Raw genomic sequence first — 15,617 nt, 5'->3', positions numbered from 1 at the left:
GCGACGCAGCGACCCACACTCATCGCACGGCGCGGCAGGCCAGGTGGAGCGCGAGGCGCACCTCCGGGTCCGCCATGTCGACGCCGAGGAGCTCCTGCGCGCGGGTGATCCGCGTCGCGACGGTGTTGCGGTGCAGTCCGAGCGCGGCGGCCGTCGGCGCGACCGCGGACTCGTGGTCGAGGTAGGCGGACAGCGTCGTCAGCAGCTCGCCGTTGCCGGTCTGCAACGGTGCGAGGAGCGACCGCGCAGCCGGGACGAAGGTGTCGTTGCCGGTCCAGGCGAGCAGCAGCTGCTCCAGGCCGAGGCCGTCGACTCGCACGAACCAGCCCGTCGTGGACCGGTTCGCGGCGATGCGCACCGCGTCGGACGCCTCGCCGAGCGATGACGTCAAGCCCGCCGATCCGCTCGCCAGCGACCCGACGGCCGTCGCGACGTTGAACGAGCGCCGCGCCTCGACGTGCAGGTCGCGGAGGGCGGCGATGTACCGCTCGACCTGTGGCGGCTCCGGCGGTTCGGCGAAGGTCAGCCAACCGCTCACCCCGCGTCCGCTCGTCGTCGCGTGGGAGTCCACGGCGATCCGCCCGAGCGCGCCGGTCACGAAGCGGAGGAGTTGCAGGGCGTCCACCCGGCTCCGGCCGACGATGCGGAACGCGAGGTGGTAGCCGGTCGTCCGCCAGCCCCGCTCGAGCATGCGGCGTTCGACGTCGGGATCGGGGCGGCCTCGGAGGTCCACGAAGTCCCGCAGGACGCCGGACGACACGGACGCGTCACTGACCTCGGCCACCTCGTCGATGAGGATCCGCGCCGCGACGGCGGGCATGGCGACCTCGGCGGCGACCGCGAGCGCGCTCAGTTGTCGGTCGTCGAGGCCGTCCCCGAAGAACGCGACCCTGAGGCCCTCCCGACTCGGGCTGTCCACCCGGACCGATGCCGCCGCGCCGCGCCCGGCCTTCGTCAGGTCGACCCAGGGGCCGAAGTCGATCGCCGCGTGCACCTCGGACGGCAACCGCCCGCCGGCCTCGAGCAGGACCCCTTCGCTGTCGATGAGGGCGATCCCGTGGCCGATACTCGTCGAGAGGTGGCGGAGGAGGTCGGCCAGGCCCTCGGCGTGGTACTCGATGGACTGCGCGACCTTGCGGACGTACCCGAGGGTCAGGGAGTCGCGGGCCTCGACGAGCTGCCAGCACGCCTTGGCGAGCAGCATCGGTCGGTCGACGTGCAGGAGCGAGAAGCCGAGTCGGTCGGCGAGCGCGCGTGTCCCCGCGCCGAAGCCGTCGGCCTCCGGGATCGCCAGGGCGAGGAAGCCGCGATCCCGGGTGCGACGGACGAGTGCGTCCTGCTGCCACGGCCTCGTGGGCGGGACGCCGGTCACCACGGCGAGTCGACCGGCGCCGTCCTCGGGGAGGGCCGCCTCGTTCGTCTCGACCACCACGCCGGCCCAATTGGCGTCGGCCGGGCCGGCGACGAGCCGCACGCCGCCGTTGTCGGGGTGCGCGAGGAGCGCGCCCAACTGCAGGCGATCGCTCATGCCGGGACCTCGTCGGTTCGGACCTCGTCGAGCTCGTCCAGGCCGTAGGCGGACGGGAGCACATGGCGGAGTCGCTCCGGGGAGCCGGACCACCAGTCCGGACCGTCGACCCGGATGACGGCGACGTGTCTCGCCATCGAGATCGCCGTGACCTCGAGGATGTCCCGGGAGACCGCGTCGACCACGACGATGAGGTCCGGCGCGGCGGCTTCGAGTCGTCCGTCGGTCATGAACGCGAGCGTCTCGGAGCGGGCGACGAGACGGTGCAGCGCGCCACTGCTCCCGTCGATCCCGAAGGTGAGCACGTGCGGGTCCCGTGAGTCCGGTTCGACGCTGCTGACCCGTCCCTCCGCGAGGAGCCGTCCGCCCAGCGACTCGGCCAGGGCGGTCAGCGGGCCGTCGATCCGTGCGAGGAACGCCCCGCCCAGCTCGAGTGCCCGAGCGGCGTTCCCGACGATGGCGTGCGCTCGGAGGTCGCCGACGGTGAAGCCAGCGAACACCATGCCGCCACTGCCGCCGGCCTGCACGATCGCCGCGCGGACGACGCGTTCGATGTCGAGGGCCCGCTCGGTCTCGACGAGTGCGACCCCGCCGGCACCGGTGTCGCAGGTGACGACGATGCCCGGGACCTCGTCCACGAGGATCGACATCTGGTCGAGCGAGGGGACGGCGCGTCCGGTCAGATCGGCGTCGACGATGGTCCTCCCCGCGGCGAACGCGAAGGGGGTGAGCCCGTTGACCCCGCCACCCTCCAACGAACAGATGGCCGGGATGCGGTGTCCGAGCCAGCGTTCCGCAGCTCCGATCAGCCGCCCGAACGGATCAGTGCCGGGGAGGCGCTCGCTGAGCAACATCGTCGAGCCGACGAAGCCGACGGCGAGACACGGCGTCTCCGGGTCGAGGTCGTCGACGCTGTGGAGGTCGAACGGCCAGGCGCGCTCGTCGCGGAGCGCCAGCTCGAGCATCGTCGTCGCGCCGCCACCTCCCGAGCCCAGGATCGCGAACCCCGTCGCCAGGGCGGGGAGGCGATCGCGCTCGAGGAGGGTCGGCATGCCCTCAGCCTAGGCTCGGACCGCCTGACCAGCGGCGAACGCATCCGCGGCTTCCGCGGCCATCGCCTCGCCCTCGACCGGGACGAACGGCTCCGTCAGCCCGAACGCGGTCGGCCCGAAGGCGCGCAGTGCGTCCGGCGTGCGCATGAGTGCCGGCGTCGAGATCCCGAGGACCCGGACCCGTTGGCCGTAGCGGAGGCCCTCCGTGGTGATCGGCTCGGCGGTCTCGTGGTCGACGATGCAGATGAGGTCCGGCACGATCGCGACGACCTCACCGTTCCACCGTGCGATGAGGTTCTCGTTCTGGAACGAGATCTCGAGGCGTTCGGAGCTCGACGGGTCGGCCGACCAGATGACGGCCGTGCCCTTGGCGAAGCCCTCGGTGGTGCGACGCTCCACGTCGGCCACCTTCCCGACGAACAGCTCCCGCACGTGGGAGTAGAGCGTCGTGGAGAGCGTGTCGGCGATGGCGGTGAACGGTGAACGGTGCTCCTCGCGCGCGACCCGGATCGCCCGGCCGAGGGCCAGCGCCATGGAGATCGTCCGCGGCACCGCGGTGCGACGCACGTCCGCCCCGCTCATCGCGTACTCGGCGATGTGGGCGACACCGCCGAGTCGGATCGCGATGCCGCGCGCCAACCACTCCATCTGTCGGTCGTCGTCGCCGGTGTCGATGATCACGCGCTCGCCGCGTTCCCCGGCGATGGCGAGCGGCGAACCGTGCACGCCGTACACCGCGAAGGTCTCCATGGAGAGTTCCGGGAAGGCGCGTCCCATGCCGTCGGCGTCGACGACCGGCAGCCCGGTCTCGGCGGCGACGATGAGCGGGATCATCGAGTTGATGCCACCGCACTCGATGGGCATGGTCGCGTCGGCGGTGCGCCCGAGGTGCTCCTCGAGGGTCCGCAGAGCGAGTGTCGGTTCGAACCCGGCCGGGATCTTCTCGACCATGACCGTCGGAGCGCCCATCTGCGCGGTGGGGATGACGAAGAGGTCGTCGTCCAGGTCGTCGGGGTCGAGGATCGTGATGGATCGGTCGCCGAGCACCTGCTTCACGAGCATCATGCCGATGTACGGGTCGCCGCCGCCGCCGGTCCCGAGGAGCGTGGCGCCTCGGGCGAGGTCGGGCAGGTCGTCCGCGGTCAGGGTCCAGCTCATGCGGCGACCTCCGGCGCGTCCGGCGCAGGCGTCTCGGCCGTGCCGTCGAAGCGGTGCGACGGCACCTCGTACCCGAAGTACCTCGGCCCGACCATCGCGAGCGCCTCGGGGCTGTGCCAGCGGTCGTCGCTCGGCGCCGAGATCACGCGGACGCGCTGTCCGTAGCGGAGCCCCTCGGTGGTGATGGGCTCGCCGGAGTCGTGCTCGAGCACCATGATCAGGTCGGGCGTCGTCACGAGCGTGACGCCGTCGAGCGCCGCCATGAGGTGCTCGTTCTGGAACGACAGCTCGAGGCTCGCGTCGACCCCGTCGATCCGTGCGCGACCTCGGGCGAACCCGGTGGTGGTCGCGCGCTCGACGTCGACGACCTTGCCGGAGAACAGCTCGCGACCGCCGAGCAGCTGCACGGTCCGCTCCACGGGGTCGGCCTTCTCGGCTCGGGCCGCTTCGATGCCGTCGCCGATCTCGCGGCACAGCGACAGCGAGTCGGCGACGAGCGCCTCGCGTGCCTGCGCGCCGGACATCGGGAAGCCGGAGATCATGACCGAGCAGCCCATCTCGACACAGGCGACGCGGGCGATGCGTTCCGTCCAGCTGTTGTCGACGGTCGTGAGGACGCCGGTGTTGCCCTTCTCGTCGCTGAACGCGAGCGGGGAGGCGTCGATGCCGTACAGGGTCGGGAGCACCATCTGCAGCTCGGGGAAGGCCCGCCCCATCCCGTCGGCGTCGATGAGGGGGAGTCCGAGCGCTGCGGCTGCGGCGATCGGGATGGTCGAGTTCACGCCGCCGACCTCGGCGCACGCGATGTGCGTGACCGGGCGACCGAGAGAGGCACTGAGGGCGTGGACCGGTGCGACGACCTCGGTGAGGCTCGGCAGCTTCTCGACCATGACGGTCGGGGCGCCCATCATCGCGACGGTGAGGACGAGCGCGTCGTCGGGGACCTCGTCGAGGGTGACGACGGTGACGTCGCCGTGCTCGCGGAGCGCCTGCGCGGCGAGGAGCGCGCCGATGTACGGGTCACCGCCGCCGCCGGTCCCGAGGACGGCCGCACCGCGGGCGAGGCCGGGGATGAGCTCGGCCGAGATGGTCCAGCTCATCGGAGGCCTCCCATGTCGAGGTCGCCGACGGCCTTCACCCGGATGCGCGTGGCGTTCCCGGGGAGATAGGGGATCGGGACCTCGTCGAAATCGACGATCGCGACCGACGCGGGGGAGGCGCCGGCCGCGATCGCCTTGTCGATCGCCTCGGCACGGACCTCGGCGATCGCCTCCTCACGCCGGCCGGGTTCGATGGCGTAGACCTTATCGATCTCGCCCCCGACCTGCGCGATGGAAGCACCGATGGCATTCGCCACGGCGTAGTTGTCGGGCCGGTGGACGGCGCCGAAGATGGGGAGTTCGTCTGAGAGCAGGATCGACCCGCCGCCGACCGCCACCACGGGGATCGGCTCGGGGGAGGTGCGCATGCGGTCGACGGCCTCGGCGATGCGTTCGCCGATCCGCTCGAGGACGCGCTCCACGAAGACCGGGTCGAGGTGGGCGACCTTCGACGCGTCGCCGATCGACGCGCGACCGGCGGCCACGGCGATGTCCGTCGCGGTGAGGGTGCTGCCGCCGAAGACGAGGGCTTCGGTCATGAGCTTGTACCCGACGGATGCCGGGCCGACCTCGGCGGTCTCCTCGTCGACGATGCTGCCGCCGCCGATGCCGATGGACAGGACGTCGGGCATGCGGAAGTTGGTGCGGATGCCGGCGACCTTGACCTCGTTCGCCGTCTCGCGGGGGAAGCCGTTGATGAGCAGGCCGATGTCCGCCGTCGTGCCGCCGATGTCGACGACCGCGCAGGTCGCCAGTCCGCTCGTCAGTGCCGCCCCGCGCATCGAGTTGGTGGGGCCGGAGGCGAACGTCGCGACGGGGTAGAGGCGCACGTAGTCCTCGTCCATGAGCGTGCCGTCGTTCTGGCTGAGGAAGATGGGCGCCTCGATGCCCTGCTTCCGGACGGCGGCGGTGAGCCCGTCGACGATCTCCGAGGCGAGCTCGCGCAGGGCTGCGTTGATGATCGTCGCGTTCTCGCGTTCCAGGAGGCCGATGCGCCCGATCTCGTGCGAGAGCGAGATGGCGACGTCCGGGCCGAGGACCTCGCCGACGATCCGCGCCGCCTCGACCTCGAGGTCATGGTTGACGGGGCTGAAGACGGAGGAGATCGCGACGGAACGGATGCCGTTCGTACGCATGTCCTCGGCGTGTGCCCGCAGTTCGTCGGGGTCGATCGGCGAGATGGGGCGTCCGTCGAACTCGTAGCCGCCGTGCGCGAGGTAGCTGCGTGCGCTGATCGCCTCGACGAGCTCCGCCGGCCAATCGACGAGCGGCGGCAGTGCGCGGGTCGCCGGGAGGCCGAGGCGCAGTGCCGCGGTGGGTGCGAGCCGCTTGGCCTGCACGAGGGCGTTGATGAAGTGCGTCGTGCCGATCATCACCGCGGTGATCTGGTCGCCGTCGAAGTGGTGTCCGCTCCGCAGTTCGCCGATCGCCTGGACGATCCCGTCGGTCACGTCCGGGGTGGTCGCGTGCTTGACGGCCGCCAGGGTGGTGGTGCCGTCCATGAGCACGGCGTCGGTGTTGGTGCCGCCGACATCGATACCGATGTGCATATGAGGGGTTCGCTTTCTGTTGGTGCGGTGGAGCGGTGTGCGGTGGAACGGTCTGGCGGGACGGAACGGGCGTCCCGCGGATCAGCTCGAGGCGGTGGCGGGGCTGTCCGTCGTCACGTCCGCCTCGATCTGCGAGGTGTGGGCGACGCCGACACCTCGGACCAGGCCGAGCTTGCCGGCGGCGACGTACAGCACCATCGAGAGGATGAGCGACAGGACGGCCGGGATGCCCCAGGTGACGAAGTAGCCGGTGATCGCGGACACGGCCCAGATGATGATGGTCGCCGGGACGATGCGCGGGGCGGTCGTGGGCAGGCGCCCCGAGGCGCGCGTCTCGTCGAGCTCACCGCGCCAGCGCTTCACGATGAAGTACTCGGCGACCATGATGCCGGCGATGGGCGGGAAGGCGACGCCGAGGATGATGAGGAAGCCGGAGAACTGCCCGAGGATGCCGACCGCCGCGAGGATGGAGCCGACCACACCGAGCACGATGGTGGTGGTCACGCGGTTGAGGTTCTTGCCGAACGCGGTCGAGATGAAGTTGACCAGTCCGAGCGTCGACGAGTACAGGTTCCAGTCGTTGATCTTGAGCGTGCCGGTGATGACGATGATGAGGCCGATGAGCCCGACCGACGACGTGACGATCGCGACGACGTTGCCCGAGGCCGCGGCGTGGGCGAGCAGGACGCCCGAGAGGCCGATGACGAACTCACCGAGCGAGACGCCGACGACGGTCTGCTTGATGACGTCGGCGCGGGACCGGTTGAAGCGGGTCATGTCGGCGGTGATGATGGCGCCGACGATGAGGCCGCCCGCGACGATGCCGGTGCCGGCCCAGACGCTCATGGTGGGGCCGGGTGCCGGGCCGGTGACGAGTTCCATGAAGTCGTGCTGGGTGAGTTCGCTGATGATCGACCAGCCGACGAGGATGAGGAACAGCGGGACCGTGATGTTCGCGAGCCACTGCATGCCCTTGAAGCCGTAGGCGACGATGGCGGTGACGGCGAGGCCGAAGATGAGGCTCCAGGCCCACACCGGCATGAAGCCGGGGAGGAGGGCGTCGAGCGACTCGGCGGAGATCGCGCTCTGGATGCCGAACCAGCCGATGAGGCTGATGCCGATCGCGAGTCCGACGAGTGACGCGCCGATCTCGCCGAAGCCGGTCCAGCGGGCGAGGAGCGCGGTGTTGAGGCCCTCCTTCTGGCCGATGATGCCGACGATGCACATGATCACCTCGAGGATGATCGAGCCGAGGAGCAGGGCGAGGAAGGCCTCGCCGAAGGTCATGCTGTAGCCGAGGGTGGCGCCGAGGAGGAACTGGGACAGGGCCGACACCTGTCCGAAGCGCTGGACGGCGATGCCGAACCAGGGCTTCTGTGCGTCGGGACGGACGCGGGACAGGGCGAAGTCGTCTGCGTGTGCCATGCGAGCCATGCTGGTCTCCAGAAGTGGGGGAGGGAGCGGTGCGGGTGGCGGCAACGTTACTGACGGCCCGCCCGCAGCAGAATGTGCATGATGCAGGAATCCGATCCTCGAACCAGCACTCTGCACAAGCGCTCCGGTCCGCTGGCGCTCAGAGCGACGCCTGGATCACCTCGAAGGTCCGTGCTCCGTCAAGCGCCGCCATGTCGTGGCGGATCCCCGGGAACCGCGTGACGGTCCAGCCGAACCGTTCGTAGCGCTCGACGTCGGCTCTCGGAAGGACGAGCTTCGCGTCGTCCGACAGCACCAGCGTCGATGGGACGGTCGGCGCCGACGGCGTCACGGGGTTCGCTGCGACGTCCTGCAGCACCTCCGCGACCATCGAGCGGTCCCACGCGGCATGGGCGGCCTCGGCGAGCGCGACGTTCGCGGGACCCGTCGCGGGGTCCGTGCGGTCGTAGAGCCAGGCCAGGAGCCGTGGTAGCCCCGGGATGGCCCAGAACAGTCGTGCGCCGAGGCCGCGGCCGGGGAGTTTCAGCCCGAACCCGGGATCGAGGTAGATCGCGTGCGCCGGCCGGAGCGGCCCCACGATGTCGATGAGGAGCCGCCCGCCGAGGGAGTGGCCCACGATCGCGTCGAGGCCGGTCGGCAGCGTGTCGACGAGGTCGGCCACGAGTGAGGCGATGTCGTAGCGCTCGCCCCGGGTCCGATCGGCGCGTGGGCTGGAGCCGTGACCGCGCAGGTCGACGAGCAGGAACGTGTACCGCTCCGGGTCGGACGCTGCGACGACGTCGGTCCATGCGGCTCCGTCGGCCAGGAACCCGTGGATGAGGGCGATCCGGACCGGGCCGTGCCCGCGTTCCTCGACGTGCAGTCGCATGGCCCTCCTCCGTCGGTGCTGGGGACGACTCTACGCGGCGACGCCGCGCTGCGAGGCGTGTCGCCCCAGAGAGCAGAATGGAAGGCATGACCGACGCGCCGCCGACCCTGACGGAACGACTGACGCTCGCGCGTCCCACCGAGCGCGATCTGCCGGAGCTCCACGAGCTCCATGCCGACCCCGCGGTCTGGGCGCACCTGCCGTCCGCCCGACACACGGCGCTCGACGAGACCCGCGCGTTGATCGAGCGGTACCAGGCCGGCTGGGAGGCGAACGGACTCGACGTGTGGGTGGCGCGCGACACCGCGACGGGTGCCTTGGTCGGCATCGGTGGCCCGAGCCTGCGGGGAGGGCTCGCCTGGAACCTGTACTACCGTCTGGCGCCCGCGGCCTGGGGGCGCGGATACGCGCAGGAGCTCATCGCGGCCGCGCGAGCCGCGGCGTCGGCGTCGGCACCGGATCTGCCCGTGGTGGCGTTCCTCCTGGAGCACAACGAGGGATCACGACGGGCTGCCGAACGCGCAGGGTTGGAGGTCGTCTGGCGTGGCCCCGACGCGGGCAACCCGGATCCCGATGCCGTGCGCCTCGTGTTCGCCGACCGGGCGCTCAGTGACGAGGCGCTCCGCGTGTTCGTGGGCTGAACGACCGCTGCGCTCGATCTCCGAGCTCGTCGAAGGACGTCGCTTCCGGGCGCGACCGGGTATTTTCGGGCAACCGGCCGCGAAACGCAAGCAGTCTGTTCACCGACGACGTTCCTCGATACGGTTGGAAGATATGTCAGCCACGGTCGAGATGGAACACATGAGTCAGGTAGAACGCGAACGCCCGCTCCTGCGCAAGGGGAGCGAGGCGAGTTTCGTCCGGTGGGCCTTCGACGGTCGCTCCTGGTGTGCCGACCTCGTGAGCGGACAGTACCGAGGCGCGACGAAGACCGGTTGGCTCCTCCAGACCGAGAACGAGCAGCGGGAACTGTCCAATCAGGAGTGGGCTCCCTGCATGGCGTGAGCGTGCCGTCCACATCCACCTGCGCCACGCACCGAGGAGCTCTCGCATGACCGACCGCATCCTGACCACGCACGCCGGGAGCCTGCCGCGCACGCCCGAGTTGACCCGGTTGCTCGTGGCGCGCGACCAGCGGCGGCCGTTCGACGTGGCCGAGCTCGAAGAGGTCACGGCGGATGCGGTGGCAGCGACGGTCGCCGCACAGCTCGCCACCGGTCTCGATCTCATCAACGACGGCGAGGTCCCGCGCGTCGGGTTCTCGACGTACGTCCTCGAACGCATCGAGGGGTTCGGTGGAGCCGGACACCGCAAGCCGACGCTCGACTCCGTGCGATTCCCGGACTACGCAGCGTTCCAGGCGAAGCAGATCGTCGAGGGTGCGGACGTCGCACGGGTGTGGGATCCGCCGATGGCCCAGGGGCAGCTCGTGTACGACCCCACACTGTCCGGCATCACCGCCGATCTGGACGGCTTCGAGCGGGAGCTCGCCGTGCAGGCGGACCAGGGACGCACACCTGCCGGCACCTTCTTCTCCGCGGCGACGCCGGGGATCGTGTCGACGACGCTGCTGCTCGACGCCGCGAACCCTTTCTACGGCGACGACCGGGCGTACGTGTTCGCGCTCGCCGAGCAACTGCGGATCGAGTACGAGGCGATCGTCGCCCGGGGTCACGTCCTGCAGCTCGACGCCCCGGACCTCGCCATGGAGCGGGTCATCCAGTTCGGTGACGCGACGCTCGAGGATTTCCTCGCGGCCGTGGACCTGCACGTCGACGCCCTCAACCACGCCATCCGGAACATCCCCCGCGAGCAGGTCCGGCTCCACGTCTGCTGGGGCAACTGGCAGGGGCCGCACCAGGACGACGTCCCGGTCGACGTGCTCCTCCCGCACCTCTACCGGGCGCGGGTCGGTGCGTTCAGCATCCCGCTCGGCAACCCACGGCACCAGCACGAGGCGCCCGCGTTCCGTGACCACCCGCTCCCCGAGGGGGCGCTCCTCATCCCGGGGGTCGTCGACGTGACCACCAACTACCTGGAGCACCCGCAGGTCATCGCGAACCGCATCGTCGAGGTCGCCGAAGCGGTCGGTGATCCGACGCGCGTCATCGCGGGCACCGACTGCGGGCTCTCCACCTTCGCGAGTTACGAGTTCGTCGCGACCGATGTCGCGTGGGCGAAGCTCGGTGCGCTCGTCGAGGGTGCTGCGATCGCGTCGAAGCGGCTGTTCGGCGCCTGAGTCCTCGGCTGGGCGTCGCGCTCAGACGGTGATCGACGGCTCGTCGCTCACCGAGAGCGTGAGCACGGCCTTGCCGATGAGGTCGTCCTGCTCGAGGTCGCCTTCGAGCCGGCGGAGCTGACGCGCGACGTCGTTCTCGCGGTCGTCCCCGACGAGGTCGACCGACGCGACGAGGAAGAGACGTTCCGGTCCGCTGAACTCGAGGTACAGCGCCGTGACCCGCTCGATCTCCGGGTGCGACAGGAGCGCGGTGATGGTCTGCGCGCGGTAGGCGGGGCTCGGCGAGGCTCCGAGGAGATAGCGCCGGTTGCGGTTGATGAGCAGCAGCGCGACCCCGCCGAGCAGGACGCCGATCGCGATCGAGCCGATCGCATCCCACACCGGGTCGCCGGTCACCTGGTGGAGGCCGATGCCGGCCCCGGCGATGATGAGGCCGAGCAGTGCTGCGGAGTCCTCGAAGAACACCGAGCGGAGCGTCGTGTTGGATCCGTTCACGATGTAGTCGAAGAAGCCGCGGCCGTACTTCTTCGCCGTGCGCCGACCCTCGAGGATCGACTGAGTGAAGGAGAAGCCCTCCAGGAGGAAGGCGACGCCGAGCACGAGGTAGCTGAGGGCGTAGTTCTCCATCGCCTCCGGTGCGGTGAGGCTCTGGATGCCGTGCTGGATCGAGACGACCGCACCGACGGTGAAGATCCCGAAGGCGGCGAACAGCGAGAAGATGTACGCGTCACGGCCATAGCCGAGTGGATGTGCGGCGTCTCGTTGCTTGTCGGCCCGTTTGTCGGCGATGAGGAGGAAGATCTCGTTCCCCGCGTCGGCCCACGAGTGCGCGGCCTCGGCCAGCATCGACGCCGACCCGGTGAGCGCGGCGACGATGGACTTGGCGATGGCGACGATGACGTTGGCCAGGAAGGCGATCACGACGGTCATGCGCCAACGCTACGCCCAGCCGGGGTGCGCCGCGTACGCCCGGACGTCCGGACGACAGCGGTCAGGGCCTCAGGATTTCAGGACGCGTAGCGCGGAGCCCTTGTGTGCGGCCTTCGCGCCGGTCTTCTCGGACTCCACGATGAACGCGGGCTCGTCCTTCGACGCCGTGAAGTGCTGGCCGTCGAACTGGAAGTCCGCGGTCTTCCGCTCGACGACCTTCCCCTGCGTCCGCCCCTGCGAGGTGCCCCAGGACACGCGGTCACCCACTCGTACGTCTGCCATGCTGCCTCCTCGGCGCTCCACGCCGCGCGCGCGACGTGACAGCGACGATGCCAGCGTGTCGGCGGCCGGACAAGCGCTTGCGCCGCGCGAGCGCAGGGGATATCCCCCGAGGCCCAGGGGCTCCGCGGGCATAGCGTGTCCCCATGGCCTCGTTCACTCCGGGAAGACCCCGACTCGCGCTCGGCATCGGCATCGTGGGAGTCGTACTCGGGGTGGCGCTCATCCCGGTCGCCATCGCGAACGCCCACGGCGACTTCGGCTTCCATTTCTGGTGGATCGTCATCGTCCCGATCCTCGCCGGCCTGTACTTCGGTGTGGCCGGAGCCGTCGCCCTCCGCAACCGCCGCTGAGGCCTGCGGCAGCCGCGGGCGCTCCTCGAATCTCGCGTACCGTTGGCGGGATGAGTGACGACGCCGCGACCGATGAGCACCGCAGGACCGCTGCGCACGCCTACAGCGCGCTCGGCTGCCTGCTCCTCGACGCCGGCACCTCCGTCACCGACGTCCGCGACTCCCTGGAGCGCGCCACGGTCGCATCGGGCGACGAGGGCCTGGCCTTCTCGGTGCTGCCGCAGCTCATCATCGTGAACGACGTACGCACCGGCGCGGTGCTCGCTGCCGGCAACACGCACGGCGAGCTGTCGTTCCGCGGGGCTGCCCGGGCGAACCGGCTCATGCGCGAACTCGAGCTCGGACACTGGCCGGTCGGTGACCTGCCGGCCCGTATCCAGTCGATCCGGGAGACGCCACGACCGCATGCGTCGATGCACTGGGTGGTCGGGAACCTGCTGCTCGCCGGAGGGCTCGCGCTGCTGTTCCGCTGCCCATGGTGGGCGATCGTCGCATCCATGCTCGTCGGTGCCTTCGTCGGCCTCGTCATCACCCTGCTGGCGCGGTGGCGGGGAGCGGTCGCGATCGCCCCGTTCGTGACGGCGTTCGTGTCGACGACGCTCGTCGGGACGCTCGCATCGGCGATGGATCTCGGCCCCGTGCCGCTGTTCGCCGTCTGCGCGCCGATCGCGATCCTCGTGCCCGGCGCGCTCATCACCAACGCCCTGCTGGAGTTGACGGCGACGGACATCGTGACGGGCTCGGCGCGCCTGATGTACGGGCTCATCGTGCTCGCCTTCATGGCGGCCGGGATCTCGGCCGGGGCGCTGCTCACCGGCCTGTCGATCGACCCCGACTCGACGGCGCTCGTCGGTCAGGTCGTCCGCGGGAGTTCGGACCTGGTCGGGTGGGAGTCGGTCCCGCCCCTCTGGTTCACGTGGATCGGCGTCGTGATGCTCGCGGCCGGGATCGGGATCGCGTTCGGCTCGGGCCGCTCCCTGACGCTGCTGACCATCTGCGTGATGGCGCTGACCTATGCGGGCATCGTCCTGTTCGCCCCGCTCGTGGGGAACGCGGTCGCGACGGGCCTCACCGCCGGGCTCGTGTTCGTCGTCGCTCGCATCGTCGAGCGGTACTCGGCGGCGGTGCCGTCCAACGTCACGTTCCAGCCGGCCCTGCTCATGCTCGTGCCGGGCACCGTGGGACTGGTCTCCCTCGCGACGCTCGAAGGCTCAGCGGTCACAGCGGCGCTGACGGTCTTCATCAGCCTCTGCGTCGGCGTCAAGACGGCGGCGGTCCTGACGGGGGTCGTCATCCCGCCGGTGCGTGCGACCGCCCGTCCCTGAGTCGCCCGGAATGGTCCGAAACGGTGCCGAGTTCGTGCGGATTCGGGCGACTCAGCGGTTCAGCGCGGCCCGCGCTCGCGCCTTGATCGCGAGGATGACCTCGGTCTTCGCGTCGGCGTAGTCGTTCATGTCGTCCCAGGACCTCCCGAGCAGCTCCCGCTTGGTGCGCTCGTACAGCGCGCGGTCGTCGGCGTCGGAACGCAGGTGGTCGCGGAGGAGGAGGTACTCGTCGATCTCCGGCGCGCCCTGTTCATAGAGGTGCACGTGGACGTCGCGCCCCGGCGTCCGGACCATCCGATGACGGGGTTCGCGGACGCGCAGCACGTAGCCAGCGGCCAGCAGGGGGTCGAGGTAGTCCTCCTCTGCCGTGATGTCCTCCACGGCGACCACGATGTCGACGATCGGCTTCGCCGCGAGTCCGGGCACCGAGGTCGATCCGATGTGCTCGATCGCGACGGCGCTGGGTCCGCCCGCGCTCGTTCCGAGGGCGTCGATGATCCGCTGTCGGTGCTCCCGGTACCGCTCGGGCCACTCCGGGTCGGCGTCGTGCAGCTCGACCCGGACCGGCTCGGGGCCTCCGACCAGCTCGAGTGTCGTGACGTCCGGGCGGTGGGGGCGTCGGCGCAAGCCGTTCTGGATGGCGCGGATGTTGTCTCCGAGCACCCCCGATGCCAGCAGCCCGCTGCCGAGCGGCCCTGACGGATCGGTGCCGAGTGCCGGCAGGAGCCGGAGTGCCGACCGGACCGGGGCACTCACGTGTTCGAGCTGCCAGGCGATCTCGGCCGTGCCTGCTCCGGCCCGGTGCAACTCGGCGGCCTTCGCCGCGTAGGCGGCGGCACCGAGCGCGTGGGCGCCCATGTGCGCGACACCTGCTGCCTGCCCCGCCGACCACGCGGCGGCCTTGGCTGCGGACGAGGGCACTACCTGCGAGGCCCGGTTGGCGACGAAGCGTCGGCGGATCTCACCGGCGGTGTCGAGCTCGCCACTCGCGTATGCCCGCGCGCGGGCGATCGCGTCACGCGGACGATCGTCGTCCGGGGCCTCCGCTTCGAACAGCGGCAGCACCCGCTCGGCGCAATCGGCGGCCCACGAGGCGACGAGACGGCGGTCGGCTTCACTGAGTGACTGCGGCGAGAGCATGCTCCACCCTCGCACACCGGTCATGCGCACCGCGTCGGCTGCCGGGCTAGCGTAGAGGGATGGCCGCCCTGAACCTGCCCGTGATCTCCTGCAGCCTCGATCCGGCGAGCCGGAGCCGGACCCTCGCTTCGGCGAGCAGCGAGCTGCTGCGCGAGCAGGGTCATGACTCGTCCGTCATCGACCTGGCCGAGATGGAACTGCCGCCGTTCGACAACGACCGGGTCTTCGAGAGCCCTGCGTTCCGTCGGCTGCATGCGTCGATCACGGCTGCCGACGGCGTCGTCCTCGCCTTCCCGGTCTACAACTGGGCACCGGCCGCGACGGTGAAGTCGCTCATCGAGGCGACCGGCGCGACCGGTGAGGACGGCAGGCTCGCCGCCTGGTTCGACAAGGTCGTGACCTTCGTCTGCGCCGCCGGCCTGCCGCACAGCTACATGGCGACCGCCGCGCTCGGGCAGTCGCTCATGCTGGACTTCAAGTGCGTCATCAACCCGTACACGGCCTACCTGTCGGAGCGGGACTGGGAGCGTCCCGAGGTGCTGAGGGCAGACCGCGCCGAACGTCTCGCGAAGACGATGAGCGTGCACGCGGAGCTGTCGGCGCTCCTCGCCGAGCGGAGCTACCGCTCGGTCTGGGAGGTGTGAGGGCGGAGCGTCACGGT

16 protein-coding genes are annotated in these 15,617 nt (G+C 70.6%); 6 read left to right on the top strand and 10 right to left on the bottom strand.

Annotated features, from left to right (window positions below; translation table 11 throughout):
* Positions 1-19 precede the first annotated feature (19 nt).
* The 7 genes from ITJ62_RS04365 to ITJ62_RS04335 form a co-directional block, all read right to left on the bottom strand.
* Positions 20-1,528, bottom strand: coding sequence for a CdaR family transcriptional regulator (locus tag ITJ62_RS04365; RefSeq protein ID WP_064295396.1), 1,509 nt, complete (start codon positions 1,526-1,528; stop codon positions 20-22).
* Positions 1,525-2,580, bottom strand: a complete 1,056-nt coding sequence (locus ITJ62_RS04360) for a DUF917 domain-containing protein (RefSeq protein WP_194599838.1) — start codon at positions 2,578-2,580, stop codon at positions 1,525-1,527. The genes ITJ62_RS04365 and ITJ62_RS04360 overlap by 4 nt, the downstream gene beginning before the upstream one ends.
* A gap of 9 nt (positions 2,581-2,589) precedes the next feature.
* Positions 2,590-3,738, bottom strand: coding sequence for a DUF917 domain-containing protein (locus ITJ62_RS04355; RefSeq protein ID WP_194599837.1), 1,149 nt, complete (start codon positions 3,736-3,738; stop codon positions 2,590-2,592).
* Entirely contained in the window at positions 3,735-4,838 is a 1,104-nt protein-coding gene (locus ITJ62_RS04350; RefSeq protein WP_194599836.1) for a DUF917 domain-containing protein, read from the bottom strand. The genes ITJ62_RS04355 and ITJ62_RS04350 overlap by 4 nt, the downstream gene beginning before the upstream one ends.
* On the bottom strand, positions 4,835-6,388 hold the full coding sequence (locus ITJ62_RS04345) for a hydantoinase/oxoprolinase N-terminal domain-containing protein (RefSeq protein WP_194599835.1): 1,554 nt from the start codon (positions 6,386-6,388) through the stop codon (positions 4,835-4,837). The genes ITJ62_RS04350 and ITJ62_RS04345 overlap by 4 nt, the downstream gene beginning before the upstream one ends.
* Positions 6,389-6,469: 81 nt before the next feature.
* Positions 6,470-7,822, bottom strand: a complete 1,353-nt coding sequence (locus tag ITJ62_RS04340) for a cytosine permease (RefSeq protein WP_194599834.1) — start codon at positions 7,820-7,822, stop codon at positions 6,470-6,472.
* 139 nt (positions 7,823-7,961) lie between these two features.
* Positions 7,962-8,690: an alpha/beta fold hydrolase gene (locus ITJ62_RS04335; RefSeq protein ID WP_194599833.1), complete on the bottom strand. Its 729-nt coding sequence runs from the start codon at positions 8,688-8,690 to the stop codon at positions 7,962-7,964.
* 86 nt (positions 8,691-8,776) lie between these two features.
* Between ITJ62_RS04335 and ITJ62_RS04330 the strand changes: the two genes are divergently transcribed.
* The 3 genes from ITJ62_RS04330 to ITJ62_RS04320 all read left to right on the top strand — a co-directional run bounded on the left by ITJ62_RS04330 (position 8,777) and on the right by ITJ62_RS04320 (position 10,929).
* Positions 8,777-9,331 carry a GNAT family N-acetyltransferase gene (locus tag ITJ62_RS04330; protein WP_194599832.1) on the top strand — a complete coding sequence of 185 codons (555 nt, stop codon included), beginning with the start codon at positions 8,777-8,779 and terminating at the stop codon, positions 9,329-9,331.
* Between the two features lie 160 nt (positions 9,332-9,491).
* Positions 9,492-9,695, top strand: coding sequence for a hypothetical protein (locus tag ITJ62_RS04325; protein ID WP_124768057.1), 204 nt, complete (start codon positions 9,492-9,494; stop codon positions 9,693-9,695).
* Positions 9,696-9,741: 46 nt separating this feature from the next.
* Complete coding sequence (locus tag ITJ62_RS04320) at positions 9,742-10,929, top strand: methionine synthase (RefSeq protein WP_194599831.1); 1,188 nt, start codon at positions 9,742-9,744, stop codon at positions 10,927-10,929.
* Positions 10,930-10,950: 21 nt separating this feature from the next.
* On the opposite strand, the gene ITJ62_RS04315 is transcribed toward ITJ62_RS04320, so the two are convergent.
* Together ITJ62_RS04315 and ITJ62_RS04310 are read right to left on the bottom strand one after the other, a co-directional pair.
* Positions 10,951-11,859: a cation diffusion facilitator family transporter gene (locus ITJ62_RS04315; RefSeq protein WP_194599830.1), complete on the bottom strand. Its 909-nt coding sequence runs from the start codon at positions 11,857-11,859 to the stop codon at positions 10,951-10,953.
* 69 nt (positions 11,860-11,928) lie between these two features.
* Positions 11,929-12,141: a DUF2945 domain-containing protein gene (locus tag ITJ62_RS04310; RefSeq protein ID WP_064295385.1), complete on the bottom strand. Its 213-nt coding sequence runs from the start codon at positions 12,139-12,141 to the stop codon at positions 11,929-11,931.
* A 143-nt stretch (positions 12,142-12,284) separates the two neighbouring features.
* Here ITJ62_RS04310 and ITJ62_RS04305 point away from each other — a divergent pair, with 143 nt between their 5' ends.
* Complete coding sequence (locus ITJ62_RS04305; protein WP_191940085.1) at positions 12,285-12,491, top strand: hypothetical protein; 207 nt, start codon at positions 12,285-12,287, stop codon at positions 12,489-12,491.
* 50 nt (positions 12,492-12,541) lie between these two features.
* Entirely contained in the window at positions 12,542-13,816 is a 1,275-nt protein-coding gene (locus tag ITJ62_RS04300) for a threonine/serine exporter ThrE family protein (RefSeq protein ID WP_191940086.1), read from the top strand.
* A gap of 51 nt (positions 13,817-13,867) precedes the next feature.
* Here the strand turns inward: ITJ62_RS04300 and ITJ62_RS19275 are convergent, their stop codons facing one another.
* Positions 13,868-14,980, bottom strand: coding sequence for a GrpB family protein (locus tag ITJ62_RS19275; RefSeq protein ID WP_370581812.1), 1,113 nt, complete (start codon positions 14,978-14,980; stop codon positions 13,868-13,870).
* 35 nt (positions 14,981-15,015) lie between these two features.
* Here ITJ62_RS19275 and ITJ62_RS04290 point away from each other — a divergent pair, with 35 nt between their 5' ends.
* On the top strand, positions 15,016-15,600 hold the full coding sequence (locus ITJ62_RS04290) for an NADPH-dependent FMN reductase (protein ID WP_194599829.1): 585 nt from the start codon (positions 15,016-15,018) through the stop codon (positions 15,598-15,600).
* Positions 15,601-15,617: the final 17 nt, after the last annotated feature.

Origin of the sequence: Plantibacter sp. VKM Ac-2876, assembly GCF_015350715.1 — a bacterium.
In the GTDB taxonomy this organism is placed as follows: domain Bacteria; phylum Actinomycetota; class Actinomycetes; order Actinomycetales; family Microbacteriaceae; genus Plantibacter; species Plantibacter auratus.
The sequence above is the reverse complement of the archived record's forward strand: the minus strand, read 5'-3'. Positions and strand labels throughout refer to the sequence as shown.

Coding starts and splice junctions, on each gene's coding strand:
- ITJ62_RS04365 (WP_064295396.1), bottom strand. CDS start 1,528: ATGAGCGATCGCCTGCAGTTGGGCGCGCTCCTCGCGCACCCCGACAAC.
- ITJ62_RS04360 (WP_194599838.1), bottom strand. CDS start 2,580: ATGCCGACCCTCCTCGAGCGCGATCGCCTCCCCGCCCTGGCGACGGGG.
- ITJ62_RS04355 (WP_194599837.1), bottom strand. CDS start 3,738: ATGAGCTGGACCCTGACCGCGGACGACCTGCCCGACCTCGCCCGAGGC.
- ITJ62_RS04350 (WP_194599836.1), bottom strand. CDS start 4,838: ATGAGCTGGACCATCTCGGCCGAGCTCATCCCCGGCCTCGCCCGCGGT.
- ITJ62_RS04345 (WP_194599835.1), bottom strand. CDS start 6,388: ATGCACATCGGTATCGATGTCGGCGGCACCAACACCGACGCCGTGCTC.
- ITJ62_RS04340 (WP_194599834.1), bottom strand. CDS start 7,822: ATGGCTCGCATGGCACACGCAGACGACTTCGCCCTGTCCCGCGTCCGT.
- ITJ62_RS04335 (WP_194599833.1), bottom strand. CDS start 8,690: ATGCGACTGCACGTCGAGGAACGCGGGCACGGCCCGGTCCGGATCGCC.
- ITJ62_RS04330 (WP_194599832.1), top strand. CDS start 8,777: ATGACCGACGCGCCGCCGACCCTGACGGAACGACTGACGCTCGCGCGT.
- ITJ62_RS04325 (WP_124768057.1), top strand. CDS start 9,492: ATGAGTCAGGTAGAACGCGAACGCCCGCTCCTGCGCAAGGGGAGCGAG.
- ITJ62_RS04320 (WP_194599831.1), top strand. CDS start 9,742: ATGACCGACCGCATCCTGACCACGCACGCCGGGAGCCTGCCGCGCACG.
- ITJ62_RS04315 (WP_194599830.1), bottom strand. CDS start 11,859: ATGACCGTCGTGATCGCCTTCCTGGCCAACGTCATCGTCGCCATCGCC.
- ITJ62_RS04310 (WP_064295385.1), bottom strand. CDS start 12,141: ATGGCAGACGTACGAGTGGGTGACCGCGTGTCCTGGGGCACCTCGCAG.
- ITJ62_RS04305 (WP_191940085.1), top strand. CDS start 12,285: ATGGCCTCGTTCACTCCGGGAAGACCCCGACTCGCGCTCGGCATCGGC.
- ITJ62_RS04300 (WP_191940086.1), top strand. CDS start 12,542: ATGAGTGACGACGCCGCGACCGATGAGCACCGCAGGACCGCTGCGCAC.
- ITJ62_RS19275 (WP_370581812.1), bottom strand. CDS start 14,980: ATGACCGGTGTGCGAGGGTGGAGCATGCTCTCGCCGCAGTCACTCAGT.
- ITJ62_RS04290 (WP_194599829.1), top strand. CDS start 15,016: ATGGCCGCCCTGAACCTGCCCGTGATCTCCTGCAGCCTCGATCCGGCG.